The following is a 21,266-nucleotide window of genomic DNA, read 5'->3' as shown; positions in this document are numbered from 1 at the left end:
CTTCAGGACGCTGGCCGCGCCGCGGATTCCAGCGTTGGCGCCGCGTCGAGCATGCGCGCATCGAGCGGGATGTCGATGACGAAGGTGGTGCCGCGTTCCACGTCGCTGTCGAGGCCCACGCTGCCGCCGTGGCTCTCGGCCACCGCGCGCACATAAGGCAAGCCGACTCCCCAGCCCTGCTTCTGTCCCTTCCTGGCCGCATCGGCGCGGCGATACATCTGGAAGATGCACTCCTGTTCGGCAGGCGGGATGGGCGGTCCCTCGTTATGGACGGTCAGCAGCAGGCGTCCGTGGACCTCCTGGATCTGGACGTCGATGGGCGAACCGGGGACGCCATACTTCACCGCGTTCGACACCAGATTCTCGGCGGCCCGCTTGAGCGCCGCGCGGTCCCAGCAGCCAACCACGCTGCCACCCTGCACGTGCACGCGCGTCCCATAGGCGGCCAGGGCGTCGGCCTGGACTTCCTTCATCACCTCCAGGATGTCCACGCTGTTCATGCTGAGCCGGATGTTCTCGCCACTGTGGAATGCCATCGTGTCGAGCAGCTCGTCGACCATGCCGCTCATGCGCTGCAGATTCGTCAGCGCCTTGGCCGCGACGGTCTTGATCCTGGTCGGGTCATTGCTCAGCAGGATGAGTTCGAGACCTGTCATGGTGGCGCTCAGGGGGCCGCGCATGTCGTGGGTGAGCGCCGCCGCGAACCGTTCGCGAAAGCCGCTGTTCACGAGCGAAAACGCCTCGACCGCTTGCTGGATGCCGGAATCGATCGAAGCGTGGATCGTGTGGGCCTCGGCATGGTCGAGCACGACCCGTTCGCGGTGCAGCACCTCGAACAGGGTCATGCGAAAGATCTGGTATTCCCCGATCAGCGCGGCATGGTCGTAGGACGTGACGCGCGCGCGTTCGCCGCCATGTTCGGCGGCAACCGTGGTGCCGTCGACCCCCGAGGTGCGGGGATAGGACGGACTGATGCTCTGCGCGATGTTGTCGTAGAACACCGGAAGCGTATCGATGAGAATCGGGTGCTGCACCGTGCGCGCCTGGACGATGCGCTCGCGCACGCGCGTTTCCCATTCGGCGAACACGACCTCGCGCAGGGCGAGCATTCGCCTGGCATTGGAAGAAAGTCCATGGTCCGCGCTCTGCTGGTCACTCGCAAACGAGGCGTGACCCGGTTCGGATTGAGTGTGATTCATCGCCTCATGATACTGGAGCGCCCGGCCCCGGCGCCGCCAAATGTCAACCGTGCACGCAGAATGTGACATCGCCGCTCACGCTTTCGGATGGACAAACCTTTTCGGGAGGGATCGCATCGATCACGGCGAGCGGGACCGCGAGCTGGCACGACGGCAAATACGTCGACTATTACTATGGTGTGCGGGCCGACGAGGCGCGCCCGCCGGTTCGCGCGTGAGCGTGGAGATCGCCCGCGACAGCCTGTCGGTGCGCGACCATGGGCCGGGCGTCGAGGCGGCGCAGCTGGCGCTGCTGTTCGAACGCTTCTGGCATGGGCCGCGCCGCGCGACCTCGGGGCGGGATTGGGGCTGCGTTTCAGGCTGGCCGTCGCGCCATGAAAAAAGCCGGCATGGCGTGCATGCCGGCCTGGTTCGCCATCTCGATCAGGCTTGCGCCTTCGGTCCGCCGCCCAGCAGGAAAGCCAGCTTCTGCTTGGCCGGCTTGGCCGGCGCGTGCGGCGCCGCATCGGCGTCCTTGCGCGGGCTGCTGGTCGGTTCGTAGGGCTTGAGGAACCACGGATCGATCTTCTCGCGGCGTGCGCCCGGACCGAGTCCGGAGCGCGGCGCACGCGCCGCGCCGCCGCTGCGCTCATCGCCGCGGCGGGCGCCGCGTTCGCCGTCGCGCGAAGCGTAGTCGCGGCCACCTTCGCGGCCACCTTCGCGACCCTCGCGGCCGAACTCGCGGCCACGGCTGCCTGGCGCCACGAAGCCTTCCAGCGTGCCGCGCGTGATGGTCTGCTTGATCAGCTTCTCGATGTCGGCCAGCAGGCGCTCGTCCTTGTCCGAGTACACCGACAGCGCATCGCCCGAGGCGCCGGCGCGGCCGGTGCGGCCGATGCGGTGCACGTAGTCTTCGGCGTTGTACGGCAGGTCGTAGTTGATCACGGCCGGCAGGTCCGAGATGTCGAGGCCGCGCGCGGCGACGTCGGTCGCCACCAGCACTTCGACGCTGCCGTTCTTGAACGCGTCCAGCGCCGCCATGCGCTCCTGCTGGGTCTTGTCGCCGTGGATCGCCGACGCCTTGACGCCGCGCTTCTCGAGGTGGCTCGACAGGCGCGAGGCGCCGATCTTGGTGTTCGAGAAGATGATCACCTGCTTCATGTCGCGCGAGCGGATCAGGTGCTCGACCACGTCGCGCTTCTGTTCCTCATCGACCTTGTACACGATCTGCGTGACTTTCTCGGCGGTCGCGTTGCTGCGCGCGACTTCGATGGTCAGCGGGTTGTTCAGGAAGGTGTTGGCCAGCTTCTTGATCTCGGGCGAGAAGGTGGCCGAGAACATCAGGTTCTGGCGCTGCTTCGGCAGCAGGTTGATGATGCGCTGCAGGTCGGGCAGGAAGCCCATGTCGAGCATGCGGTCGGCTTCGTCCATCACCAGCATCTGCACCTGGCCCAGGCTGACGTTCTTCTGTTCGATGTGGTCGAGCAGGCGGCCCGGGGTGGCGATCACGATCTCGACGCCGCGGCGCAGGATCTCGGTCTGCGGCTTCATGTCCATGCCGCCGAACACCACGGTCGCGCGCAGCGGCGTGTGCCTGGCGTAGGCCTTGACGTTGTCGGCCACCTGCACCGCCAGTTCGCGGGTCGGCACCAGCACCAGGGCGCGCACCGGATGGCGCGCCGGCGACATGCTGGCGTTCGCGTGCGGCATCAGGAGCTGCAGGATCGGCAGCGAGAAGCTGGCGGTCTTGCCGGTGCCGGTCTGGGCCGCGCCCATCACGTCGCGGCCCTGCAGCACCACCGGAATCGCCTGGGCCTGGATCGGGGTCGGATGGACATAGCCCTGGTCCGAGAGCGCGCGCTGGATTTCCGGCGCCAGGCCGAAGTCGGCGAAGCGTACCGTGGGAGCCTCGGCGGCGGCCGGCGCCGCGGCCGGGGCGGCGGGCATGGGAGGCGTGGCACCAGCGGTGGCGGCGACGTCGTTGTTGTTCGCGATGTTGCTCGGAGAATCAGACATATTATTTAGTTGCATTCATTCGTTCAGCTCTACGCTCGGGCATGTTCTCCCCGTCGCGGGTCGATGGACGCGCGGCGAAGGGCGGAACGGGAACCGGGCTCCGGCGCGCATGGCAGGCAGGGGACCGGGGATAAGCCGGCAAGCGGGACAGCCCGGCGGCAGGCCGGAGTAACGGACGTAGAGACACTTTTAGCGGGTGACACGATACCCGAAATCGCCACCCATGTATATGCCGGCCTGTTTTCAGACAGTTTACCAAAAGAAAGCGACTCCCTGCCGCGCGGCGGCGCGAACGGGCTCTCCCGCGGGCCGCCTCACCGCGTCCAGCCGCGTTGCTGGGCCGCGCGTTCGGCCACCGGATCGAGCACGGTGCCGGCGATGCGCGCGTCGATCGCCTCGCGCACGACGGGCGGCGGCTGGCTGCCGTCGACCCAGGCGGCCCCGCCGCCATCCTGGGCCAGCACCGGGATGCTCCAGCGCCCGCTCTTCAGGCAGGCCAGGCCGGCGGTGGTGTCGACGACGAAGCTGCGGCAATAGCCGCCATCCCTGGCGACGAAGGTGACGCCGATGCGCACGCCGTTGTCGGACGGCCCGGGGCTGGCCAGCTGGCCGTCCAGCGCCGCCACCAGCGGCCCGCGCGCCACCAGGGCGCCATCGACGTGGTCGAGCGTGGCCAGGCCGGGCGCCAGCGCCAGGCTGTGCCAGCCGAAGGCGCCCAGGACGGCGCCCGCCAGCAGCGCCGCGCCGACCGCCACCCAGTGGCGCTTGCACCAGTTGCTGTAGGCGATCTGCGGCGGCGGCACCGTGCGGCCGGGGCGCAGGCTGTTGAGCTGCACCACCTTGGCGCCGCAGGGCGGCACGCTGCGCTGGGCGTGGCTGCCGTCGTGACCGTTGGCCGAGACGCCGACGCGCCCGTTGCGTGTATTGCCCTTGAGCTGCAGCTCGGCCCGGTGATGCGCGATGCGCGCCGCCAGCACCGGATCGGCGCGCATGGCCCGCTCGACCGCCGCGCGCGCCGGCTCGGCGAGTTCGCCGTTGATGTACCCGATGAGAAGATCGTCAGAAAATGTCATGCCGGGCCCCTGCGCTGCTTCCCTAAGAAGTGATCAAGCCATGTTCATCCAGCACATCATGCAGCAATTCGAGCCGGATCACGGGGTTGTCGAGCATCAGCATATGATGCTTTTGCTGGTTCGGCAGCGGCAGCAGCTCGCACCAGCGGTTGGCCACCCAGCCGCAGTCGTCGAGCCGGAACGGCGGCTGCACCGGCCAGCGGTGCTGGGGGACGTCGTGCAGCGAATTCAATACCCGGTCGAGCGCGTCGGAGGCGCCCTGCAGCTCGGACGGGATGTTCACGCTGCGATCGTCCTCGACCAGTTGCGCCTCGGCCATCCACAGGCCGTTGACGCGCTGCTCGGCGGTGACGACGGAAAAGCGCGCGCCGCCGCGGCACAGCACCTGCAGCAGGCCGGGCGTGTCGGTGGTGGTCTCGGTGACCGAGGCGATGGTGCCGGCGGCCACGAAACGCTCCTGCTCGGCATCGGGCCGGCGCACCTCGTGCCCATGCGTCAGCAGCACCACGCCGAACGGGGTGCCTTCGAGGATGCAGCGGCTGATCATGTCGAGATAGCGCACCTCGAACACCTGCAGCGGCAACACCCCGTCCGGAAACAGCACCGTACTGAGCGGGAACAGTGGCATGGAAATCGTCGACATGGCTTCCATGATGACAGAATCGGCGCCATCGCGGGTGTACGATTGCGGTCGATCGACGACCGATTTATTCGTCCGGTGACCTCAGCGGCAGGTAGCGCACCCACTGGCGCAGGTCGTCCAGGCGCCAGCGAAGGCGGCCCCAGCCGGGGCCGGGCGCGTCGACCACCCTCACCCGCACCACCTTGCCGGCGACCGGCGGACAGGCATACGTATACAGGCCGGCCTCGCCGAACGGCAGGCGCAGCTCGCGCCCCGCGCCGATCTTGAGCGGACCGAACACCACCGGCACCCTGCCGTCGTTGCGCAGCAGCAGCACGTCGCGCACGCCGCGCGTCAGCCGGATCTCCGCCGGCAGCGCCAGTTCTCCCCCGACCGTGGACGGGAAGGCCAGCAGCAGTTCATGGCTGCCGCCCCGCAACGGCGCCACCATGCCCAGCAGCAGCGCCAGGCCGCACAGGCCGGCAAACGCAGTCAAGGGCCAATGGCGTTTCAGCAGCGATGCGAGTGCGGAACTCATCCCGCCTTTGCACTCTTGCAAGGAAAGTGTTTCAGATTAGAATGTTTCATTTAGCAGAGCATGACTTGTGCCAGATTGACAAACTTCATTGACAAAGGCGCAAAGTCGCGTGCGCCCCGTCAATCCAAGGATGCGTATGCTACGTAGTCCGGTCTCTCCGATCAACCCCGCCGCTTCGGCTGCCACGCACAAGGACATGCAGCAGACCGCCAACCGCACCCCAGCCCCGACCCCGGCGCCCCATGCCGGCCATGCGCCACTGCTGATGGCGCTGTTGGTATTCGTGCTGACGCTGCTGGTCACCTTCGGCGCCTGGTCCAGCGCCCAGCGCAGCGCCGAGGCCCAGCTGCACGAAGCCTTCGATTACCGCACGCGCGACATGGGCTACGCCATCGGACGCCGCCTGCTGGTCTACGAGCAGGTGCTGCGCGGCGCGCGCGGCTACCTGCGCGGCTCGGTCGACCTGAGCCGGGCCGAGTTCGCCGAGTATTACGAGGTGCTGCGCCTGGACCAGTCCTTCCCCGGCCTGGAGGCGCTGGCGATCGCCAGCGTGATCCCACCCGGCGCCCTCGCCGCCCACGAGGCCCGGGTGCGCGCCGAGGGCTTTCCCGGCTACCGCGTCCATCCGGCCGACGGCCAGCCGCGCACGGCCATCTCGCACATCCAGCCGTTCAACGCGCGCAACCTGCGCGCCTTCGGCTTCGACATGTACAGCGAGCCGGTGCGGCGCGCGGCGATGGCGGCGGCGCGCGACAGCGGCCAGGCCGCGCTCAGCGGCAAGGTGGTGCTGGTGCAGGAAGGCGGCGCCAGCCGCGATGCCGGCTTCCTGATGTACCTGCCGGTGTACCGCAGCGGGCGCGACGTCGAGACGGTCGAGCAACGCCGCGCGGCGCTGGTGGGCTGGATCTATTCGCCGTTTCGCATGAAGGACCTGATGCGCGGCGTGGGCGGCATCGCCGCGCCCCAGCTCGACGTCGAGATCTACGACGGCGACCACATGGCTCCGGACGCGCTGCTATACCGCTCCCCCGGCGCCGACCGCGGCGAGACGCCGCGCTTTTCCACCGCCACCCGCATGGCGATGGCGGGCCGCATCTGGACCGTGCGGATGGCGTCCAGCGCCAACCTCGAGGCCACGCTGGACCACGAGCGCCCGCAGATGGTGGCCGCCACCGGGGTCGTGCTGGGCGCGCTGGTGAGCATGGTGGTGTGGCTGCTGGCCGGCTCGCGCCGCCGCGCGCTGCAGCTGGCGCAGGCCATGACGCTCGAGCTGCGCGAATCGCACGGCCGCATCGCGGCCGACCAGCGCCGTTTCAAGACCATCCTCGAAACCGCCTACGACGGCTTCGTCGCCGTCGACCGCCAGGGCCGCATCACCGACTGGAATGTGCAGGCCACGCGCATCTTCGGGCTCGACGCCGCGCAGGCGATCGGCAGCCCGGCCGAACAGCTGCTGCCGGAAGAACGGCGCGCCGCCTTCCGCACCACCTTCGACGCTTTCATCCGCGGCGGCGCCGGTCCCATGGCCGGCCAGCCCACCGAGACCGAGGCGCTGCACGCCAGCGGCCGGCGGGTGCCGGTGGAGCTGGCGGTGGCCCTGCTGCCCCCTGGCGACGTTTCGGGCGCGACCGTGTTCGTGCGCGACATCACGCCGCGCCGCGAAGCCGAGGCGCGCGAGCTGCAGCGCCAGCAACGCCTGGATGAGGCGCGCCAGGCCCTGGCCCGTGCCCAGAAGCTGGAAGCGGTCGGCAAGCTCACCGGCGGCGTGGCGCACGACTTCAACAACATCCTGCACATCATCAGCGCCAACGTGCAGCTGATGCTGCGCGCCGAAGGTCCGCCCAGCCGCAAGCGCCTGCACAACGTGCTCGACGCGGTGGAGCGCGGCTCGAAGCTGGCCGGCCAGCTGCTCGCCTTCGCCCGCCGCCAGCCGCTGCATCCGAGCGTGGTCGACGTCGCCCAGCTGCTCGAGCGCAGCGACAGCCTGCTGCAGCGCGCCGCCGGCGACGGCATCGTGCTCGAACGCACCACCGAGCCAGATCTATGGCCGACCCTGGTCGACCCGAACCAGCTCGAACACGTGCTGCTCAACCTGGTGATCAATGCGCGCGACGCGATGGACGGCAGCGGGCGCATCGCGCTGCGGCTGGCCAACCTGACGGTCGACGCCGGCGCCAGCCCGCTCGAAGGCGAGCCGGCGCCCGGCGACTACGTCGTGATCTCCATCGCCGACGAGGGCCACGGCATGCCGCCGGAGGTGATGGAACACGCCTTCGAACCCTTCTTCACCACCAAGCCCGAGGGCAAGGGCACGGGGCTCGGGCTGTCGATGGCGCACGGCTTCGTGCGCCAGAGCGGCGGCCAGATCCGGCTCGAGAGCGCGCCTGGCGCCGGCACCACGGTGACCATCTACCTGCCGCGCCATGTCGCGCCGGTGCTGCCGGCGCTGGCGGAGCCGGACGTGGGGACGCATCCCTAGCGCCGCAGTCGGACGCAGGCTGTTAGATTCGCAAGTCCGACGCTTCCGGAGGACTTCCGTGACCATCACGCACGACCAACCCGTTTCCGTGCACCGCGCGGTGCCCGGCACCGGCGGCATCGACAACGCGCTGGCCCTGCTGGCCGAAGGCTACCGCTTTATCGGGCGCCGCTGCGAGCGGCTCGGCAGCGACATCTTCACCACCCGCATCATGCTGCGCCAAGCGGTCTGCATGCGCGGCCCCGAGGCCGCGCGCCTGTTCTACACGCCCGACCGCTTCACGCGCAAGCGCGCCATCCCGCCCACGGTCCTGATGCTGCTGCAGGACTTCGGCAGCGCCGAAACCCTCGACGCCCAGGCGCACCGGCGCCGCAAGGCCTTGATGATGTCGCTGCTCACGCCCGACTACCAGGCGCGCATGGTGGCCTGTTTCGAAGACGCCCTGCGCGCACGCCTGGCCGCCTGGCCGGGCCGGCACAGCGTCGTGCTGCTGCGCGAGGCCGAGGCCGCGCTGGCCGACGCCGCCTGCCGCTGGGCCGGCGTGCCGCTCGCCGCCGGCGAACTGGAACGACGCACCGAAGAACTGGCGGCCATGGTCGATGCCGCCGGCAGCTTCGGGCCGAAGAACCTGCGCGCGCAGCTGCTGCGCCAGCGCTGCGAGCGCTGGGCGCGCGCGCTGGTCGAGGCGGTGCGCGCCGCTCGGCTGCCGGCCGATCCGGCCAGCGCGCTGGCCGTGATCTCCCGTCACCGCGACCACGAAGACCGGCTGCTGGACGTCAAGGTCGCCGCGGTCGAGCTGATCAACCTGCTGCGGCCGATCGTGGCGGTGGCGCGCTTCATCGTCTTCGGCGCGCTGGCGATGCACCAGTTTCCCGAGTGGCGCGCGCGCCTGGCCGGCGCCGACGACGCGCTGCTGACGATGTTCGCGCAAGAGGTGCGCCGCTACTATCCGTTCTTTCCGGCGGTGGGCGGGCGCGCGACCGGCGACTTCGACTGGAAAGGGCTGCGCTTCGCGAAGGGCGACTGGGTGCTGTTCGACCTGTACGGCACCAACCACCATCCCGACCTGTGGCCGGCGCCGCAGCGCTTCGATCCGGAGCGCTTTGCCGGCTGGCGCGACGATGGCCACAGCCTGGTGGCGCAAGGCGCGGGCGACTACCTGAACGGCCACCGCTGCCCGGGCGAACCGGCCACGGTGGAACTGGTGAAAGCGGCGCTGCGCCTGCTGGCCGGCGAAGCGCGCTACCGCGTGCCGCGCCAGCAGCTGCAGGTCAGCCTGTCGCGCATGCCGAGCCAGCCGGCCAGCGGGATGGTGCTGGAAACGGACCGGGTTCAGCCGACCCGCGTGCGGTAACTGCCCGAAATGCGGTTGCGCCCATGCGCCTTGGCGTCGTACATCGCCAAGTCGGCGCTATGCAGCAGCGCTTCGGCGGCGGCCGCCGCATCGCCTTCGCCATCGCCGGCGCCGCAATCGGGATACAGCGCGTAACCCAGGCTGCCCGAGATGCGCAGGATGCGCTCGCCGTCCTCGAACGGCTGCTCCAGCCGCGCCAGGATGGTGGCGGCCACCCGCTCGGCGTCCTGGGGCTGCTGGCAGCGCGGCAGCAGCACCGCGAACTCGTCGCCGCCGACCCGCGCCAGCGTGTCCGATTCGCGCAGCGCCGCGCGCAGGCGCTGCGCCACCATGCGCAGCAGGCGGTCGCCCACCGCGTGGCCATGGGTGTCGTTGACCGGCTTGAAGTTGTCCAGGTCAAAATAGACCAGGCCGACCTTGTGGCCCTCGCGGTTCGCGGTGCGGATGGCCTGGCGCATGCGGTCGTGCAGCAGCACGCGGTTGGGCAGGCCGGTGAGCGCATCCTCGTGCGCCATGCGCCGCATGCGCTGCTCTTCCCGTTTGCGCGCGTCGATGTTGGAGAAGGTGCCCACCATGCGCAGCGGCTCGCCGCGCTCGCCCCTTTCGGTGACGGCGCCGCGCGCCTCGATCCAGCGCCAGCCGCCGTCGCGCGTGCGCAGCCGGTATTCCATCGCGTAATCGGCAGTCAGGCCGTCGACGTGCGCGCGCAGGCCGGCGCGCACCTGTTCCAGCTCGTCCGGATGCACCAGCTCCGCCAGGCCCTTCTCGCCGAACCACGACACCGTCGGATGCTCGCTGTCGAGGATGCGCTGCGCGCTCGGCGACAGGGTCGCGATGCCGGTGGCGATATCGCAGTCCCACACGCCATCGCCGGCCGCGTTCAGGGCCAGCTTCCAGCGCGCCTCGGCCGCGGCCAGGGCCTTAAGCGCGCGCCGGCGGCGGTCGGCCGCGCCGATCGCCGCCCAGCCCAGCGTGGCCAGCACCAGCGACACCACCAGGCCGGCGCTGCGCATCACCTCGCGCTGCTGGGCGAAGCGCGCCTCGGCATCCGGCACCGCCTGGCCCACCGTGACCACCAGGCCGTATTCGGGCAGTTTGTGCCAGGCATAGAAGCGCTCGATGCCGTCCAGGCGGCTCGCCTTGCGGAAGGCGCCACTGATGCCCACATCGCGCGTCTGCGGCGCGTCGGGGATCGCCACGCCCATGTGGCGGTTGCCGTCCGCGCGCGAGCTGCGCGCGATCACGGTGGCGTCCAGCCGCATCAGGCTGACGGCGGCATCCGGGCCGAGGTCGATGCTGTCGTAGAAGCGCAGGAAGTATTCGGGCCGGATCGCCACCGCGATCACGCCGGCCAGGCGGCCGTCCGCGGCGCGGATCAGGCGCGTAAACTGCACCACCCACTGCTGCGAGAGACGGCTGCGTTCGGGGCGGCCGACGTAGAGCCGGTCGCCGCCGCGCTCGCGGTGGACGGCGAACTGGCGCAGGTCGCCCAGCGCCAGGCCCTGCGGCGCCGTGGCGCCGCCGACGGCGGCGTCGGTGTACAGCAGGCGCCCCTGGGCGTCGGTGACGGTGATGTGCATTGGCACCCGCAGGTGGCGCGCATGCTCGGCCGCGCTGCGCGCGAAGTTGGCGGGATCGCGCTGCCAGGTGCCGCGCAGCTGGACCAGCGACAGGTCGACCAGGGCGACGGTGGCCTTGACTTCCTCGGAGAAGGCGCGCGACAGGTTCCGCACATTGGCCTGGGCGCCGCTCTCGGCCAGGGAGGCGAAGCGCGCCTGCTCCACCGCCACCCCACCCCATACGAGCGCCAGCATCAGCGTCAGGTAGAGCGCGAACTGGCGCAGCACGCGCCGGTGGAAGTAGCCGCCGAACCGGGCCACGATGGGATTGGACGATGTGGGATAAGGCATCAAGACGATGGCCGGCGCGAGCCAGGCGGCAATCGGACAGCAGGCGGAAAAGGAGTCGGGCGTAGAACGATTCCTGCCACTGCCGAACAGACGCGTCCGTCGTCGAGCCGGACATTATACCGAGTCGGACGCCAAAAGTTGCAGAACGGAACTTAAAAGTTCCAGTCCGATATTCTCGGCTGCTTCCTTTTTGCATAACCGGATCGATAACAGGGATGATCGCTCCTCTTGCCGCGCCGGATGCTAGAGTGACGGTATGAAACTGTTCTATAACGTGGCCGGGGTACTGGCCGTCCTGCTGGGCATCCTCGGCATCTTCCTGCCGCTGCTGCCGACCACGCCCTTCCTGCTGCTGGCCTCGGCCTGTTTCGCGCGCGGGTCCGAACGCCTGCACCGCTGGCTGCTGGCCCATCCCGTGTTCGGAAAATACCTTGCCAACTTCGAGGCCGGACACGGCATTCCGCTGAAGGGCAAGATCGTCGCCACCGTCATGCTGTGGGGCTCGATGGCATGGTCGACGCGCCATTTCGACAGTGTCGCCATCCTGATCTCGATGGTCGTGATCGGCGCCTGCGTGAGCACCTATATGTGGTGGTATCTGCCGACGCTCAAGCTGCCGCCGAAGACTGGGCCGGTCGAGGAATCCCAACCGGAGCGTTAGAAAATTTCATGCTGCCGCCGATTTTGTAATATTATTAGTTACATGAAACGCGACAGCAAACTCTCTTCCGTCCTCCACGTGCTGCTGCACCTGGCCCATAGCGAGCGCCCGATGACCTCGGAGCAGATGGCCGGCATGCTCGGCACCAATCCGGTGCTGGTGCGGCGCGTGCTGGCCGGGCTGCGCGAGCGCGGCTACATCAGCTCGGAGCGTGGCCACGGCGGCGGCTGGACCGTCACCTGCGACCTGGCCACGGTCACCCTGCGCGACGTCTACGACGCGGTCGGCGCCCCCACCGTGTTCGCGATGGGCAACCGCAACGAGCACAGCGCATGCCTGGTCGAACAGGTGGTCAACGCCTCGCTCGCGGACGCCTTCCAGGAAGCCGAGGCGCTGCTGGTGCAACGCCTGGGACAAGTGACGCTGGCCGACCTGTCGCGCGATTTCAACCTGCGCTACGACAACCATCCTCATCGACAGGCCGAACATGAACATCACGAATGACTACGACGCCATCGTCATCGGCGGCAGCTATGCCGGCCTGTCGGCCGCATTGCAGCTGGCGCGGGCGCGCCGCAAGGTGCTGGTGGTCGACGCCGGGCAGCGCCGCAACCGCTTCGCCAGCGACTCGCACGGCTTCCTGACCCGCGACGGCCAGCCGGCGGCAGACATCGCGCGCGAGGGCCGCGCCAACGTCGCCGCCTATCCCAACGTGGCCTGGCATGACGGGCTGGCGCAGGGCGCGCGCCCTGACGCCGGCGGCTTCATCGTCGACCTCGATGGCGCAGACAGCGTGCGCGGCCAGCGCCTGGTGCTGGCCACCGGCGTGCGCGACGAGCTGCCGCCGATCGAGGGCCTGGCTGAACGCTGGGGCAAGAGCGTGTTCCACTGCCCCTACTGCCACGGCTACGAACTGGACGAGGGCCGCATCGGCGTGCTGGCCAGGGGCCCGCTGTCGGTGCACCAGGCGCAGATGCTGCCGCACTGGGGCCAGGTGACGCTGTTCACCAATGGCGTGTGCCCGCTCGACGAGGCGCAACGGGCCGACCTGCAGGCACGCGGCGTGCAGGTGGACGAGACGCCGGTTGCGCGGCTTGCCGGCGACGCCACCGTGGTGCTGGCCGATGGCAGGCGGGAAGCGATGGCCGGCCTGTTCACCTTCGGCCGCCTGCACATGGCCAGCCCGATCGCCGCGCAACTCGGTTGCGCCTTCGACGAAGGACCGCTGGGCCCTTACATCCGCACCGACGAAGGACGCCAGACCACGGTGCCGGGCGTGTTCGCCGGCTGCGACGCCATGCGCGCCGCCAGCTCGGTGGCGCTCGCCGTTGCCGATGGCGCGATGGCCGGCGTCGGCGCCCACCGTTCGCTGCTGTTCGGCCTCGCGCCGCAGCACTAGCGGCAGGCGCTAGCAGGCGTCGACGTAGCGGCCGCGCGCGTCGGCCGGATAGCTGACCACGATGCGCTCGGTGTCTTCGTCGGCCTCGTAACGCACCCAGACCAGGCCGTCGCGCGATTCGAAGCGCTCGGGCGCGGTCGCCACCAGCGGGATCTGATGCCAGCGGCCGAAGTCGGCCACCACCTGCTGGTCGCTGGCGGCAATCCCGAGCTTCTGGCCGTTGGACAGCCGGTAGACGCCGTCGATCGACTCGATCACTTCGGCGCTGGGCATCACCCGCTGCGGCGGCGGCCCGGTGCGCGAACAGCTGATGCCGGCCACCGGCACCTGCATCTCTTGCAGCGCCGGTGCGGCAACGGCGGAAGATGGTCCCAGCAATGCCACAACGCCAGCCGCGAACGCGGCGGCAACGAAACTCGTGCGCATATCGTTCTCCTCGGTCGAAAGCGGGCATGGCCGCGCCATCGGCGGCGTTCCCGTCCCGTATGACACCGGCCCGCCCCCCGAGTTCTGGCTGCGCGCCGGCCAGGGCCGTGTTGCCGGATAATGAAACGCCTTAACGCGAGAATCACCCATGGAACTCATTTTCCTCGGCACGTCGTCCGGCACGCCGACCCGGCAACGCAATATGTCCGGCCTCGCGCTGCGCCTGCGCGGCGCGCGTTCGTGGGTGCTGGTCGACTGCGCCGAAGGGACCCAGCACCGCATCCTGCGCACCCCGCTGTCGGTGATGAGCCTGCGCGCCGTGTTCATCACCCATATGCACGGCGACCACTGCTATGGCCTGCCCGGCCTGCTGGCCAGCGCCGGCCTGCTGGGCCGCAGCGAGCCTTTGACCATCGTCGGCCCGCCGCCGCTGCGCACCATGATCGAGTGCATCATGCAGGCCAGCGAATTGAGCCTGCCCTTTCCACTCGCCTGGCTCACGCCCGACGACCTGGCGCATGGGCCGCTGTTGCCCGACCTTGCCGTCGACGCCACCGCGCTGTCGCACCGTATCCCGTCCTGGGCCTACGGCTTCACCGAGGCCGCGATCGAGCGCCGGCTCGATACCGAGAAGCTGCGGGCCGACGCGGTGCCCTCGTCGGCGCTGTGGGGCGAGATCCAGCAGGGCCGCGACGTGGTCCTGCCGGACGGCCGCGCCATCACCGCCGCCGATTACCTGCTGCCGCCGCGGCGCGCGCGCCGCATCGTGGTCGCGGGCGACAACGACAGCCCGGAACTGCTGGCCGCCGGCGCGCAGGGCGCCGACGTGCTGGTGCATGAGGCAACCTATACCGAGGAAGTGCTGCAGAAGATCGGTCCCGGCCCGCAGCACAGCTCGGCCATGCGGGTCGCGCATTTCGCCCAAGGCGCCGGCGTGCGCAACCTGGTGCTGACCCATTTCAGCCCGCGCTACCAGGAAGGCGGCCCGCTGCCGCTGGCGCTGCTCGAAGAGGAGGCGCGCGCCCGGTACGGCGGCCACCTGCTGCTGGCGCGCGACCTCGATCATTACGTGCTGGACCGCACCGGCGAACTGCGGCAGGCCGTCATATAACTACCGTCCCGGCGCTGGCGCCCCACCCGATCGTCACCTGCACCGCTGCGTCCTCAACATTGGCATAATCATATGGCCATGAAAATCCGTGCCTATATCCTGATCATGACCGGCGCCATCGTGCTGCCGATCGCCATCTTCGCCGCCGTGGCGCTGGAAACGCTGCTGCGTTCCGAGCGCGACGCCGCCCTGAGCACGATGAAGGAAGCCGCCGACGCCACGGCGCTGCTGGTGGACAATGAGCTGAGCAGCGCCGAAGCCGCGCTGCGCGTGCTGGCGCAGTCGCCGCACCTGGCCAGCGGCGACATGGAGAACTTCTATCGCCACGCGCGCACGGCCGACCGCGGCGACGGCGGACGCACCATCCTGTTCCTGGCCAGCGGCCAGCAGGTGATCAACACCGTGGCGCCGCTCGGCGCCACGCTGCCGCTGCCGCCCGACTACGTGCGCACCCGCACCCGCGACGTCATCGAGAGCGGCCGCACCGTGGTCTCGGGCCTGATCAAGGGGGCGGTGCAGCAGATCCCCGTCACCACCATCAACGTCCCGGTGCCGATCGATGGCGGCCGCCGCTACGTGCTCGGTTCGGTGTTCTCGCCGGATTACTTTTCCAGGGTGATCGACCGGCGCGCGATGCCGGCCAGCTGGAAACTCTCGGTGGTCGACCGCGCAGGCTATTTCATCGCGCGCTCGAGCGAGCCGGCGCGGCTGGGCCATGCCGCCAACCCGCTCCTGATGCGCGCCGCCGCGGGCCGCCAGCAAGGCATGGTGCGCTTCGACACCCGCGCCGGCGTGGATGCCTACCACGCCTTCACCCGTTCGCCGATGTCGGGCTGGATCGTCACCGTCAGCGTGCCGGCCGCCGAGATCGACGGCGTGGCCCGGCGCGCGGTGATGCTGGTGGCGATCGGCATGCTGGCCGCGCTGCTGGTGGCGGCCGGCGCCGCCGCGCTGTTCGGGCGCCGCCTGGTGAACGCGACCCATGGCGCGGCCGCCAGCGCGACCGCGCTCGGCCATGGCGGCCTGCCGCCGCGGCCGCGCACCGGCATCGCCGAATTCGACCACCTGCAGCGCTGCATCGGCGAAGCCGGCCGCAAGCTGGCCGCGGCCGAGGGCGAACGCAGCGCCCTCCTGCAGCGCGAACAGGAGGCGCGCGCGCTGGCCGAAGAGCAGGTGCGCATCCGCGACGACTTCCTCGCCATGCTGAGCCACGAGCTGCGCAATCCTCTGAGCGGCATCGTCGGCGCGGTCCAGCTGCTGCGCATGGACAGCCCCCGGCCCGAGCTCAAGAGCCAGGCCCAGGACATCCTGATGCGCCAGAGCCGCCACCTGACCCGCATCGTCGACGACCTGCTCGACCTGGCGCGTCTGGCGCGCGGCAAGATCAAGCTCGACATGGGGCCGGTCGAGCTGTCGGCGGTGGTCGAGCCGACCGTGGCCGCGCTGCGCATGGCCGGCCGCGTCCAGCACACGCTGACCACCAACCTGGAGCCGGCCTGGGTGCGCGCCGACCGCACCCGCATCGAACAGGTGGTCACGAACCTGGTCACCAATGCGCTCAAGTACACGCCGCCGGGCGGCGCGATCGAGATCGCGCTCGAAGCGCATGCCGGCAAGGGCCAGGCGGTGCTGACGGTGCTTGACGACGGCGTGGGCATCGCGCCCGACCTGATGCCGCGCCTGTTCGATATCTTCGTGCAGGGCAAGGTCTCGCTCGACCGCTCCCAGGGCGGACTCGGGATCGGGCTGTCGCTGGTGCGCAGCCTGGTCACGCTGCACGGCGGATCGATCGATGCCGCGAGCGCGGGGACCGGCCAGGGCAGCGTCTTCACCCTGCGCCTGCCGCTGCTGGAACACGCGCTGGTCGACACGCCGGCCGCGGCAGCCCCGGCGCGGACGGCGCCGGCCACCGTGCTGCTGGTCGAGGACAACGAGGATGCGCGCCGCATGCTGGCGGCGCACCTGGAGGCATCGGGGTACAGCGTGCTGGAAGCGGACAACGGCATCGACGGCCTGGCGCTGGCCCATGAAGCCCGGCCCGGGCTGGCGATCCTGGACATCGGCCTGCCCGGCCTGGACGGCTACCAGCTGGCGGCGCGCCTGCGCGCCGACGCCGCCACGCGGCCGATGCGCCTGATCGCCCTGACCGGCTACGGCCAGGCGAGCGACCGCGAACGCGCGCTGGAGGCGGGCTTCGACGCCCACCTGGTCAAGCCGGTCAAGTTCGACGAACTGGCCAGGGAGCTGGCCGGCGCTTGAACCCGCGGCCCGCTATCGGTCATGCCTTGCGCGGCAGCAGGTCGCGCACCACCGCGTTCAGGCGCTCGACCGACACCGGCTTGCCGAGATGGGCCGAGAAGCCCGCCGCGCGCGCGCGCGCGATGTCGGCGTCGCGCCGCATGCCGGTGATGGCGATCGCCGGCAGGCTTGCGCACTTCGGCAGCGCGCGCACCATGCCCAGGAATTCGTAGCCGTCGATCTCCGGCATCGAGATGTCCGAGATCAGGAGGTCGACGTCTTCCTGTTCGAGGATCGCCAGGCCGCCTTTGGCGCTGGAGGCCTCGAACACGATGGCGCCGCTCATCTCGAGCAGCGACTTGAACACCATCAGCATGTCTTCCATGTCGTCGACCACCAGGATGCGCAGCCCGGCCAGGTCGTCCGATGCCGCCTCGCCGCCGCCGCACGGCGCCGCCTTGTTTTCGAACAGCGGCAGCCAGACCGAGAAGCGCGCGCCCTTGCCCACGCCTTCCGAAGCGACGTCGACCCGGCCGCCGTGCAGGGCCACGATCTCGCGCACCAGCGCCAGGCCGATGCCCAGGCCGCCCTTGGAGCGCGTGGTCACCGACATGCTCTGGCCGTACATGTCGAACACGTGCGGCAGGAAGGACGGGGCGATGCCCTGGCCGCTGTCGATCACGTCGATGCGCAGCGCTTCTTCCTCGCGCTCCAGGTGGACTTCGATGCATCCGCCGCCGGGAGTGAACTTGATCGCATTGCTGAGCAGGTTCATCACCACCTGCTCGATGCGCACCACGTCGGCCAGCACCGGCATGCCGTCGGCGCCGCCGGTGAGCTCGATGCGCAGGCCCTTGGCCGCCGGATCGTTGCGCGCGGCGTCGACCACGCCCTGCAGCAGCGTGTCGAGCACCACCGGCGCCATGGTCAGCGACAGCTTGCCGGTGCGCACGCGCGACATGTCCATCAGGTCGTCGATGATCTTGGCCTGGCTCATGACCGAACTGCGGATGATCGTGGCTGCGCGCATGAAGTTGGGCGACTGGCGCAACTCTGGCATGCGCGAGAGCAGTTCGACGTTAATGTGAATCATATTGAGCGGATGGCGCAGCTCGTGCGACATCACGGCCAGGAACTCGTCCTTCAGCGCCGCCGCGCTTTCGGCGTCGGAACGCACCGTCTGCTCGTGGGACAGCGCCTGCTCGCGTTCCTTGCCCTGGCGCTCGCGCGCGGTCTCGTCGCGCGCGATCTTGGCGTAGCCATAGAATTCGCTGTTGCGCAGCGGCGTGGTGACGCCGCTGCAGTAGAAGCGGCTGCCGTCCTTGCGCAGGTGCCAGCGTTCGTCCTCGGCGCGGCCGTCCTCGCGCGCGCGGCGCAGTTCATCCTCGGGCACGCCGGCGGCGATATCTTCGGGCACGAACAGGCGGTCCAGATTCTGGCCCTGCATTTCGTCCGCCGTGTAGCCGAACAACGTCTCGGCGCCCTTGTTCCAGCTGGTGACGCGGCCCTCCTCGTCCATCGTGATGATGGCGTAGTCCTTGGCGCTTTCGGCCACCATGCGCATGCGCGCCTCGCTGGCGCGCGCCTGTTCCTCGGCATGGCGGCGCGCCGTGATGTCGAAGAAGGTCATCACCGCGCCTTCGATGCGGTCTTCGTTGGTGCGATAGGGCAGCAGGCGCACGATGTAACAGCGGCCGTCGTTGCTGCGCACTTCGCGCTCGACCAGGCGCAGCGTGTCGAAGGTGGCGCTGACGTCCTCGGCCAGCTGGTCGTAGTCGAGCTTATGGGTCAGGTCGAGCAGCGAGCGGCCGACGTCGGTCGCGATGATCGAGAACAGGTCGACGGCGCGCGGCGTGAAGCGCTTGATGCGCAGGCCACTGTCGACAAAGATGGTGGCGATGTCGGTCGAGGCGATCAGGTTGTTCAGGTCGTCGTTGGCCTTGCCGGTTTCCTCGACCTTGACCTTGAGCTCGAAATTGACCGTCACCAGCTCTTCGTTCACCGATTGCAGCTCTTCCTTGCTGGTTTCGAGTTCCTCAGCGGCCGAGCGCAGCTCTTCGTTGATGGCCTGCAGCTCTTCGTTCGAGGCGCGCAGCTCTTCGGTGGAGATCTCGGAATACTCGATCGTCTCCTGCAACTGCTCGCGCTTGCGCTGCAGCTCGGCCTCGAGCTGGGACAGGACCACGTCGTGGCTGCCGTCCGGACGCGGCGGCTGCGCGCCGTCCGGCCCTTCCTCGACCCGGTTGAACAGCACCAGCAGGTAGTCGGTTTCGGACTCCTCGTCGCGGAAGGCGCGCACCGTGGCCGCCACCGCGCCCTGCGCCTCGCCGCCGGCCAGTTCGATCGGCCGGCATTCGACGCTGCCGCCGTTCTGCGCCACCTGGTACATGGCCGAGCGCAGCTCCAGGCGCAGTTCGGGCAGCACCAGCGTCAGCAGGTTGCGCGACGGTTCGCCGCCGCCCATGCGCAGGTACTGGCCGGCCTGCTCCGACACATAGACCAGGTTGCCCTCGCGGTCGACCACGACCGACGGCGGGGCGAACTGGGCCAGCGCGCGCTGGTGCATCTCGGCATAGGTGCTGGCGCGCCTGCCGGGCAGCTTGGGCCGGCTGACTTCCGGCAGGCGCACCCCGTACAGGGCCGAGGACGGATTCTGGTAATGCAGCTGGCGCCCGGTGGTGCGCGCGCGGTAGATGCGATTCTTCTTGTCGACCGGGATGAAATAGTCGGCCACCGACTCGGCCGACTCGGACGAACCGAGGAACAGGTAGCCGCCGGGCTTGAGCGCGAAATGGAAGGTCTGCAGCACCCGCATCTGCACGTCGCGGTTCAGGTAGATCAGCAGGTTGCGGCAGCTGACCAGGTCGAGCCGCGAGAACGGCGGGTCGCGCAGCAGGTTGTGCGAGGCGAACAGGATGCGGTCGCGCAGCGACTTGCGGATGCGGTAGCGGCTGTCCTCGCGCTTGAAATACTGGCGCAGGCGGCTGGGCGCGACGTCGGTGATGATCGAACCCGGATAGGTGCCGGCGCGCGCGGCGTCGATCGCATGGTCGTCGATGTCCGAGGCGAACACCTGGAACGCCGGCGGCGTTTCCATCAGCGCGGCCTGGTCGGCCATCAGCATCGCCAGCGAATACGCCTCTTCGCCGCTGGCGCAGGCCGCGACCCAGGCGCGCACCTCGTCGCCGGCGGCGCGGTCCTTGAACAGCTCGGGCATGATGTCGCGCTCGAGCGAATCGAAGGCTTCGCGGTCGCGGAAAAAGTTGGTCACGCCGATCAGCATGTCGTCGAGCAGCGCCTTGTTCTCGCCGACGTCGCCGCGCAGCAGGTCGCGGTAGTCGGGCAAGGTGCGCATCTGGCGCACCTGCATGCGCCGCTCGATGCGGCGCAGCACGGTGGCGCGCTTGTAATGGCGGAAATCGTGGCCGGTGCGGGTCAGCAGCGAGGCGATGATCTCCTGCAGCGCCTCTTCGGTGCCGGCTTCCAGCTCGGCCGGCGTGGCGGCATGCTCGATCGGCGCTTCGAGGTTGCCCGGCGGCGGCAGTTCGATGCGCTTGGCGTTGTCCCACAGGTCGACCAGCTTCTGCGGCATCTCGACCACGGGCATGACGAAGTCGACCGCACCGGTACCGATCGCGGCCACCGGCATGCCGTCGTGTTCCGCGTCGTCCGGCAATTGCACGATGGTGACGCCGCCCTGCTCCTTGACCCGCGACAGGCCCACGGCGCCGTCGGAGCCGGTGCCGGACAGCACGATCGCGACCGAGCGCTCGCGGTGCACCTGGGCCAGGGTGCGGAAGAACAGGTCGATCGCCACGTGCTGGCCGCGCGGACGCTGCAGTTCCTCGACGATCAGGAGGCCGTCCATCATCGTCAGGTGCACGTTGGGCGCGATCACGTAGACGTGGCCGGGTTCGATCTGGACCCGCGAGGTCACCTGCACCACCGGCATGCGGGTGGCGCGCTGGAGGATCGATGCGGCCGAGCTCGGATGCCTGGGCGACAGGTGCAGGATGACGACGAACGCCATCTCGTGGGCCGACGGCATGTTCTCGAACAGGCGCTGCAGGGCGGGCAGGCCGCCGGCCGAGGCGCCTATCCCGACCACGGGGAAATGGAGATTGCTGGGAACGATGTCCGGCTCGGTGGGCAGGGCACTGGTGGCGACGGCGGGATCGGACATCTCGAGGCTCAATGATGTAGTTGTGTGGGAGTCTAGTCGATCCGCCATGTCTTTTGGACGAAATGTAAGAAAAAACTT

Annotated in this window: 17 protein-coding genes; 9 read left to right on the top strand and 8 right to left on the bottom strand. The window is 69.4% G+C overall.

Annotated elements, in window-relative coordinates; all coding sequences use genetic code 11:
• Positions 1 to 2 precede the first annotated feature (2 nt).
• Entirely contained in the window at positions 3 to 1,109 is a 1,107-nt protein-coding gene (locus HMPREF9710_RS08045) for a sensor histidine kinase (protein WP_005665460.1), read from the bottom strand.
• 152 nt (positions 1,110 to 1,261) lie between these two features.
• On the opposite strand from HMPREF9710_RS08045, the gene HMPREF9710_RS28900 reads away from it, so the two are divergent.
• Positions 1,262 to 1,417 carry a MipA/OmpV family protein gene (locus tag HMPREF9710_RS28900; RefSeq protein ID WP_157225455.1) on the top strand — a complete coding sequence of 52 codons (156 nt, stop codon included), beginning with the start codon at positions 1,262 to 1,264 and terminating at the stop codon, positions 1,415 to 1,417.
• A gap of 205 nt (positions 1,418 to 1,622) precedes the next feature.
• Here the strand turns inward: HMPREF9710_RS28900 and HMPREF9710_RS08040 are convergent, their stop codons facing one another.
• From HMPREF9710_RS08040 to HMPREF9710_RS08025, 4 genes are all read right to left on the bottom strand, one after another.
• A complete protein-coding gene (locus HMPREF9710_RS08040) occupies positions 1,623 to 3,194 on the bottom strand; it encodes a DEAD/DEAH box helicase (RefSeq protein ID WP_005665458.1) in 1,572 nt (523 codons plus the stop codon).
• A 314-nt stretch (positions 3,195 to 3,508) separates the two neighbouring features.
• Positions 3,509 to 4,267, bottom strand: coding sequence for an anti-sigma factor (locus HMPREF9710_RS08035; RefSeq protein ID WP_005665456.1), 759 nt, complete (start codon positions 4,265 to 4,267; stop codon positions 3,509 to 3,511).
• Positions 4,268 to 4,289: 22 nt separating this feature from the next.
• Positions 4,290 to 4,910, bottom strand: a complete 621-nt coding sequence (locus tag HMPREF9710_RS08030; RefSeq protein WP_040775222.1) for an LON peptidase substrate-binding domain-containing protein — start codon at positions 4,908 to 4,910, stop codon at positions 4,290 to 4,292.
• A 64-nt stretch (positions 4,911 to 4,974) separates the two neighbouring features.
• Complete coding sequence (locus HMPREF9710_RS08025; RefSeq protein WP_005665452.1) at positions 4,975 to 5,427, bottom strand: hypothetical protein; 453 nt, start codon at positions 5,425 to 5,427, stop codon at positions 4,975 to 4,977.
• A 136-nt stretch (positions 5,428 to 5,563) separates the two neighbouring features.
• Between HMPREF9710_RS08025 and HMPREF9710_RS08020 the strand changes: the two genes are divergently transcribed.
• Both HMPREF9710_RS08020 and HMPREF9710_RS08015 read left to right on the top strand, forming a co-directional pair.
• Positions 5,564 to 7,906, top strand: coding sequence for a CHASE domain-containing protein (locus HMPREF9710_RS08020; protein WP_005665451.1), 2,343 nt, complete (start codon positions 5,564 to 5,566; stop codon positions 7,904 to 7,906).
• Between the two features lie 58 nt (positions 7,907 to 7,964).
• Positions 7,965 to 9,260: a cytochrome P450 gene (locus HMPREF9710_RS08015; protein WP_005665449.1), complete on the top strand. Its 1,296-nt coding sequence runs from the start codon at positions 7,965 to 7,967 to the stop codon at positions 9,258 to 9,260.
• On the opposite strand, the gene HMPREF9710_RS08010 is transcribed toward HMPREF9710_RS08015, so the two are convergent.
• Positions 9,239 to 11,170, bottom strand: coding sequence for a sensor domain-containing diguanylate cyclase (locus HMPREF9710_RS08010; protein WP_005665447.1), 1,932 nt, complete (start codon positions 11,168 to 11,170; stop codon positions 9,239 to 9,241). The genes HMPREF9710_RS08015 and HMPREF9710_RS08010 overlap by 22 nt on opposite strands.
• 256 nt (positions 11,171 to 11,426) lie before the next feature.
• Between HMPREF9710_RS08010 and HMPREF9710_RS08005 the strand changes: the two genes are divergently transcribed.
• The 3 genes from HMPREF9710_RS08005 to HMPREF9710_RS07995 are packed head-to-tail and all read left to right on the top strand — an operon-like array spanning position 11,427 to position 13,230.
• Entirely contained in the window at positions 11,427 to 11,831 is a 405-nt protein-coding gene (locus HMPREF9710_RS08005; protein WP_005665445.1) for a YbaN family protein, read from the top strand.
• Positions 11,832 to 11,873: 42 nt separating this feature from the next.
• Positions 11,874 to 12,335 (top strand): Rrf2 family transcriptional regulator, encoded by a 462-nt coding sequence (locus tag HMPREF9710_RS08000; RefSeq protein ID WP_005665442.1) that lies wholly within the window; start codon positions 11,874 to 11,876, stop codon positions 12,333 to 12,335.
• Positions 12,319 to 13,230 (top strand): NAD(P)/FAD-dependent oxidoreductase, encoded by a 912-nt coding sequence (locus tag HMPREF9710_RS07995; protein ID WP_005665439.1) that lies wholly within the window; start codon positions 12,319 to 12,321, stop codon positions 13,228 to 13,230. Before HMPREF9710_RS08000 ends, HMPREF9710_RS07995 begins: the two co-directional genes overlap by 17 nt.
• Positions 13,231 to 13,239: 9 nt before the next feature.
• Here HMPREF9710_RS07995 and HMPREF9710_RS07990 read toward each other — a convergent pair whose 3' ends face one another.
• On the bottom strand, positions 13,240 to 13,656 hold the full coding sequence (locus HMPREF9710_RS07990) for a hypothetical protein (protein ID WP_005665437.1): 417 nt from the start codon (positions 13,654 to 13,656) through the stop codon (positions 13,240 to 13,242).
• Here HMPREF9710_RS07990 and HMPREF9710_RS28760 point away from each other — a divergent pair.
• From HMPREF9710_RS28760 to HMPREF9710_RS26485, 3 genes are all read left to right on the top strand, one after another.
• Positions 13,649 to 13,777 carry a hypothetical protein gene (locus HMPREF9710_RS28760; RefSeq protein WP_267871909.1) on the top strand — a complete coding sequence of 43 codons (129 nt, stop codon included), beginning with the start codon at positions 13,649 to 13,651 and terminating at the stop codon, positions 13,775 to 13,777. The two genes, HMPREF9710_RS07990 and HMPREF9710_RS28760, sit on opposite strands and share 8 nt — an antisense overlap.
• Before the next feature lie 27 nt (positions 13,778 to 13,804).
• Positions 13,805 to 14,767 (top strand): MBL fold metallo-hydrolase, encoded by a 963-nt coding sequence (locus tag HMPREF9710_RS07985; protein ID WP_005665436.1) that lies wholly within the window; start codon positions 13,805 to 13,807, stop codon positions 14,765 to 14,767.
• 78 nt (positions 14,768 to 14,845) lie between these two features.
• Entirely contained in the window at positions 14,846 to 17,026 is a 2,181-nt protein-coding gene (locus HMPREF9710_RS26485) for a hybrid sensor histidine kinase/response regulator (RefSeq protein ID WP_157225453.1), read from the top strand.
• A 19-nt stretch (positions 17,027 to 17,045) separates the two neighbouring features.
• Here HMPREF9710_RS26485 and HMPREF9710_RS07975 read toward each other — a convergent pair whose 3' ends face one another.
• On the bottom strand, positions 17,046 to 21,188 hold the full coding sequence (locus HMPREF9710_RS07975; RefSeq protein WP_005665434.1) for a CheR family methyltransferase: 4,143 nt from the start codon (positions 21,186 to 21,188) through the stop codon (positions 17,046 to 17,048).
• Positions 21,189 to 21,266 lie beyond the last annotated feature (78 nt).

The organism is Massilia timonae CCUG 45783 (assembly GCF_000315425.1).
Lineage (GTDB): Bacteria > Pseudomonadota > Gammaproteobacteria > Burkholderiales > Burkholderiaceae_D > Telluria > Telluria timonae.
The sequence above is the reverse complement of the archived record's forward strand: the minus strand, read 5'-3'. Positions and strand labels throughout refer to the sequence as shown.

Coding starts and splice junctions, on each gene's coding strand:
- HMPREF9710_RS08035 (WP_005665456.1), bottom strand. CDS start 4,267: ATGACATTTTCTGACGATCTTCTCATCGGGTACATCAACGGCGAACTC.
- HMPREF9710_RS26485 (WP_157225453.1), top strand. CDS start 14,846: ATGAAAATCCGTGCCTATATCCTGATCATGACCGGCGCCATCGTGCTG.
- HMPREF9710_RS08005 (WP_005665445.1), top strand. CDS start 11,427: ATGAAACTGTTCTATAACGTGGCCGGGGTACTGGCCGTCCTGCTGGGC.
- HMPREF9710_RS07995 (WP_005665439.1), top strand. CDS start 12,319: ATGAACATCACGAATGACTACGACGCCATCGTCATCGGCGGCAGCTAT.
- HMPREF9710_RS08025 (WP_005665452.1), bottom strand. CDS start 5,427: ATGAGTTCCGCACTCGCATCGCTGCTGAAACGCCATTGGCCCTTGACT.
- HMPREF9710_RS08020 (WP_005665451.1), top strand. CDS start 5,564: ATGCTACGTAGTCCGGTCTCTCCGATCAACCCCGCCGCTTCGGCTGCC.
- HMPREF9710_RS08030 (WP_040775222.1), bottom strand. CDS start 4,910: ATGTCGACGATTTCCATGCCACTGTTCCCGCTCAGTACGGTGCTGTTT.
- HMPREF9710_RS08045 (WP_005665460.1), bottom strand. CDS start 1,109: ATGCTCGCCCTGCGCGAGGTCGTGTTCGCCGAATGGGAAACGCGCGTG.
- HMPREF9710_RS08010 (WP_005665447.1), bottom strand. CDS start 11,170: ATGCCTTATCCCACATCGTCCAATCCCATCGTGGCCCGGTTCGGCGGC.
- HMPREF9710_RS08000 (WP_005665442.1), top strand. CDS start 11,874: ATGAAACGCGACAGCAAACTCTCTTCCGTCCTCCACGTGCTGCTGCAC.
- HMPREF9710_RS08040 (WP_005665458.1), bottom strand. CDS start 3,194: ATGTCTGATTCTCCGAGCAACATCGCGAACAACAACGACGTCGCCGCC.
- HMPREF9710_RS07975 (WP_005665434.1), bottom strand. CDS start 21,188: ATGTCCGATCCCGCCGTCGCCACCAGTGCCCTGCCCACCGAGCCGGAC.
- HMPREF9710_RS07990 (WP_005665437.1), bottom strand. CDS start 13,656: ATGCGCACGAGTTTCGTTGCCGCCGCGTTCGCGGCTGGCGTTGTGGCA.
- HMPREF9710_RS07985 (WP_005665436.1), top strand. CDS start 13,805: ATGGAACTCATTTTCCTCGGCACGTCGTCCGGCACGCCGACCCGGCAA.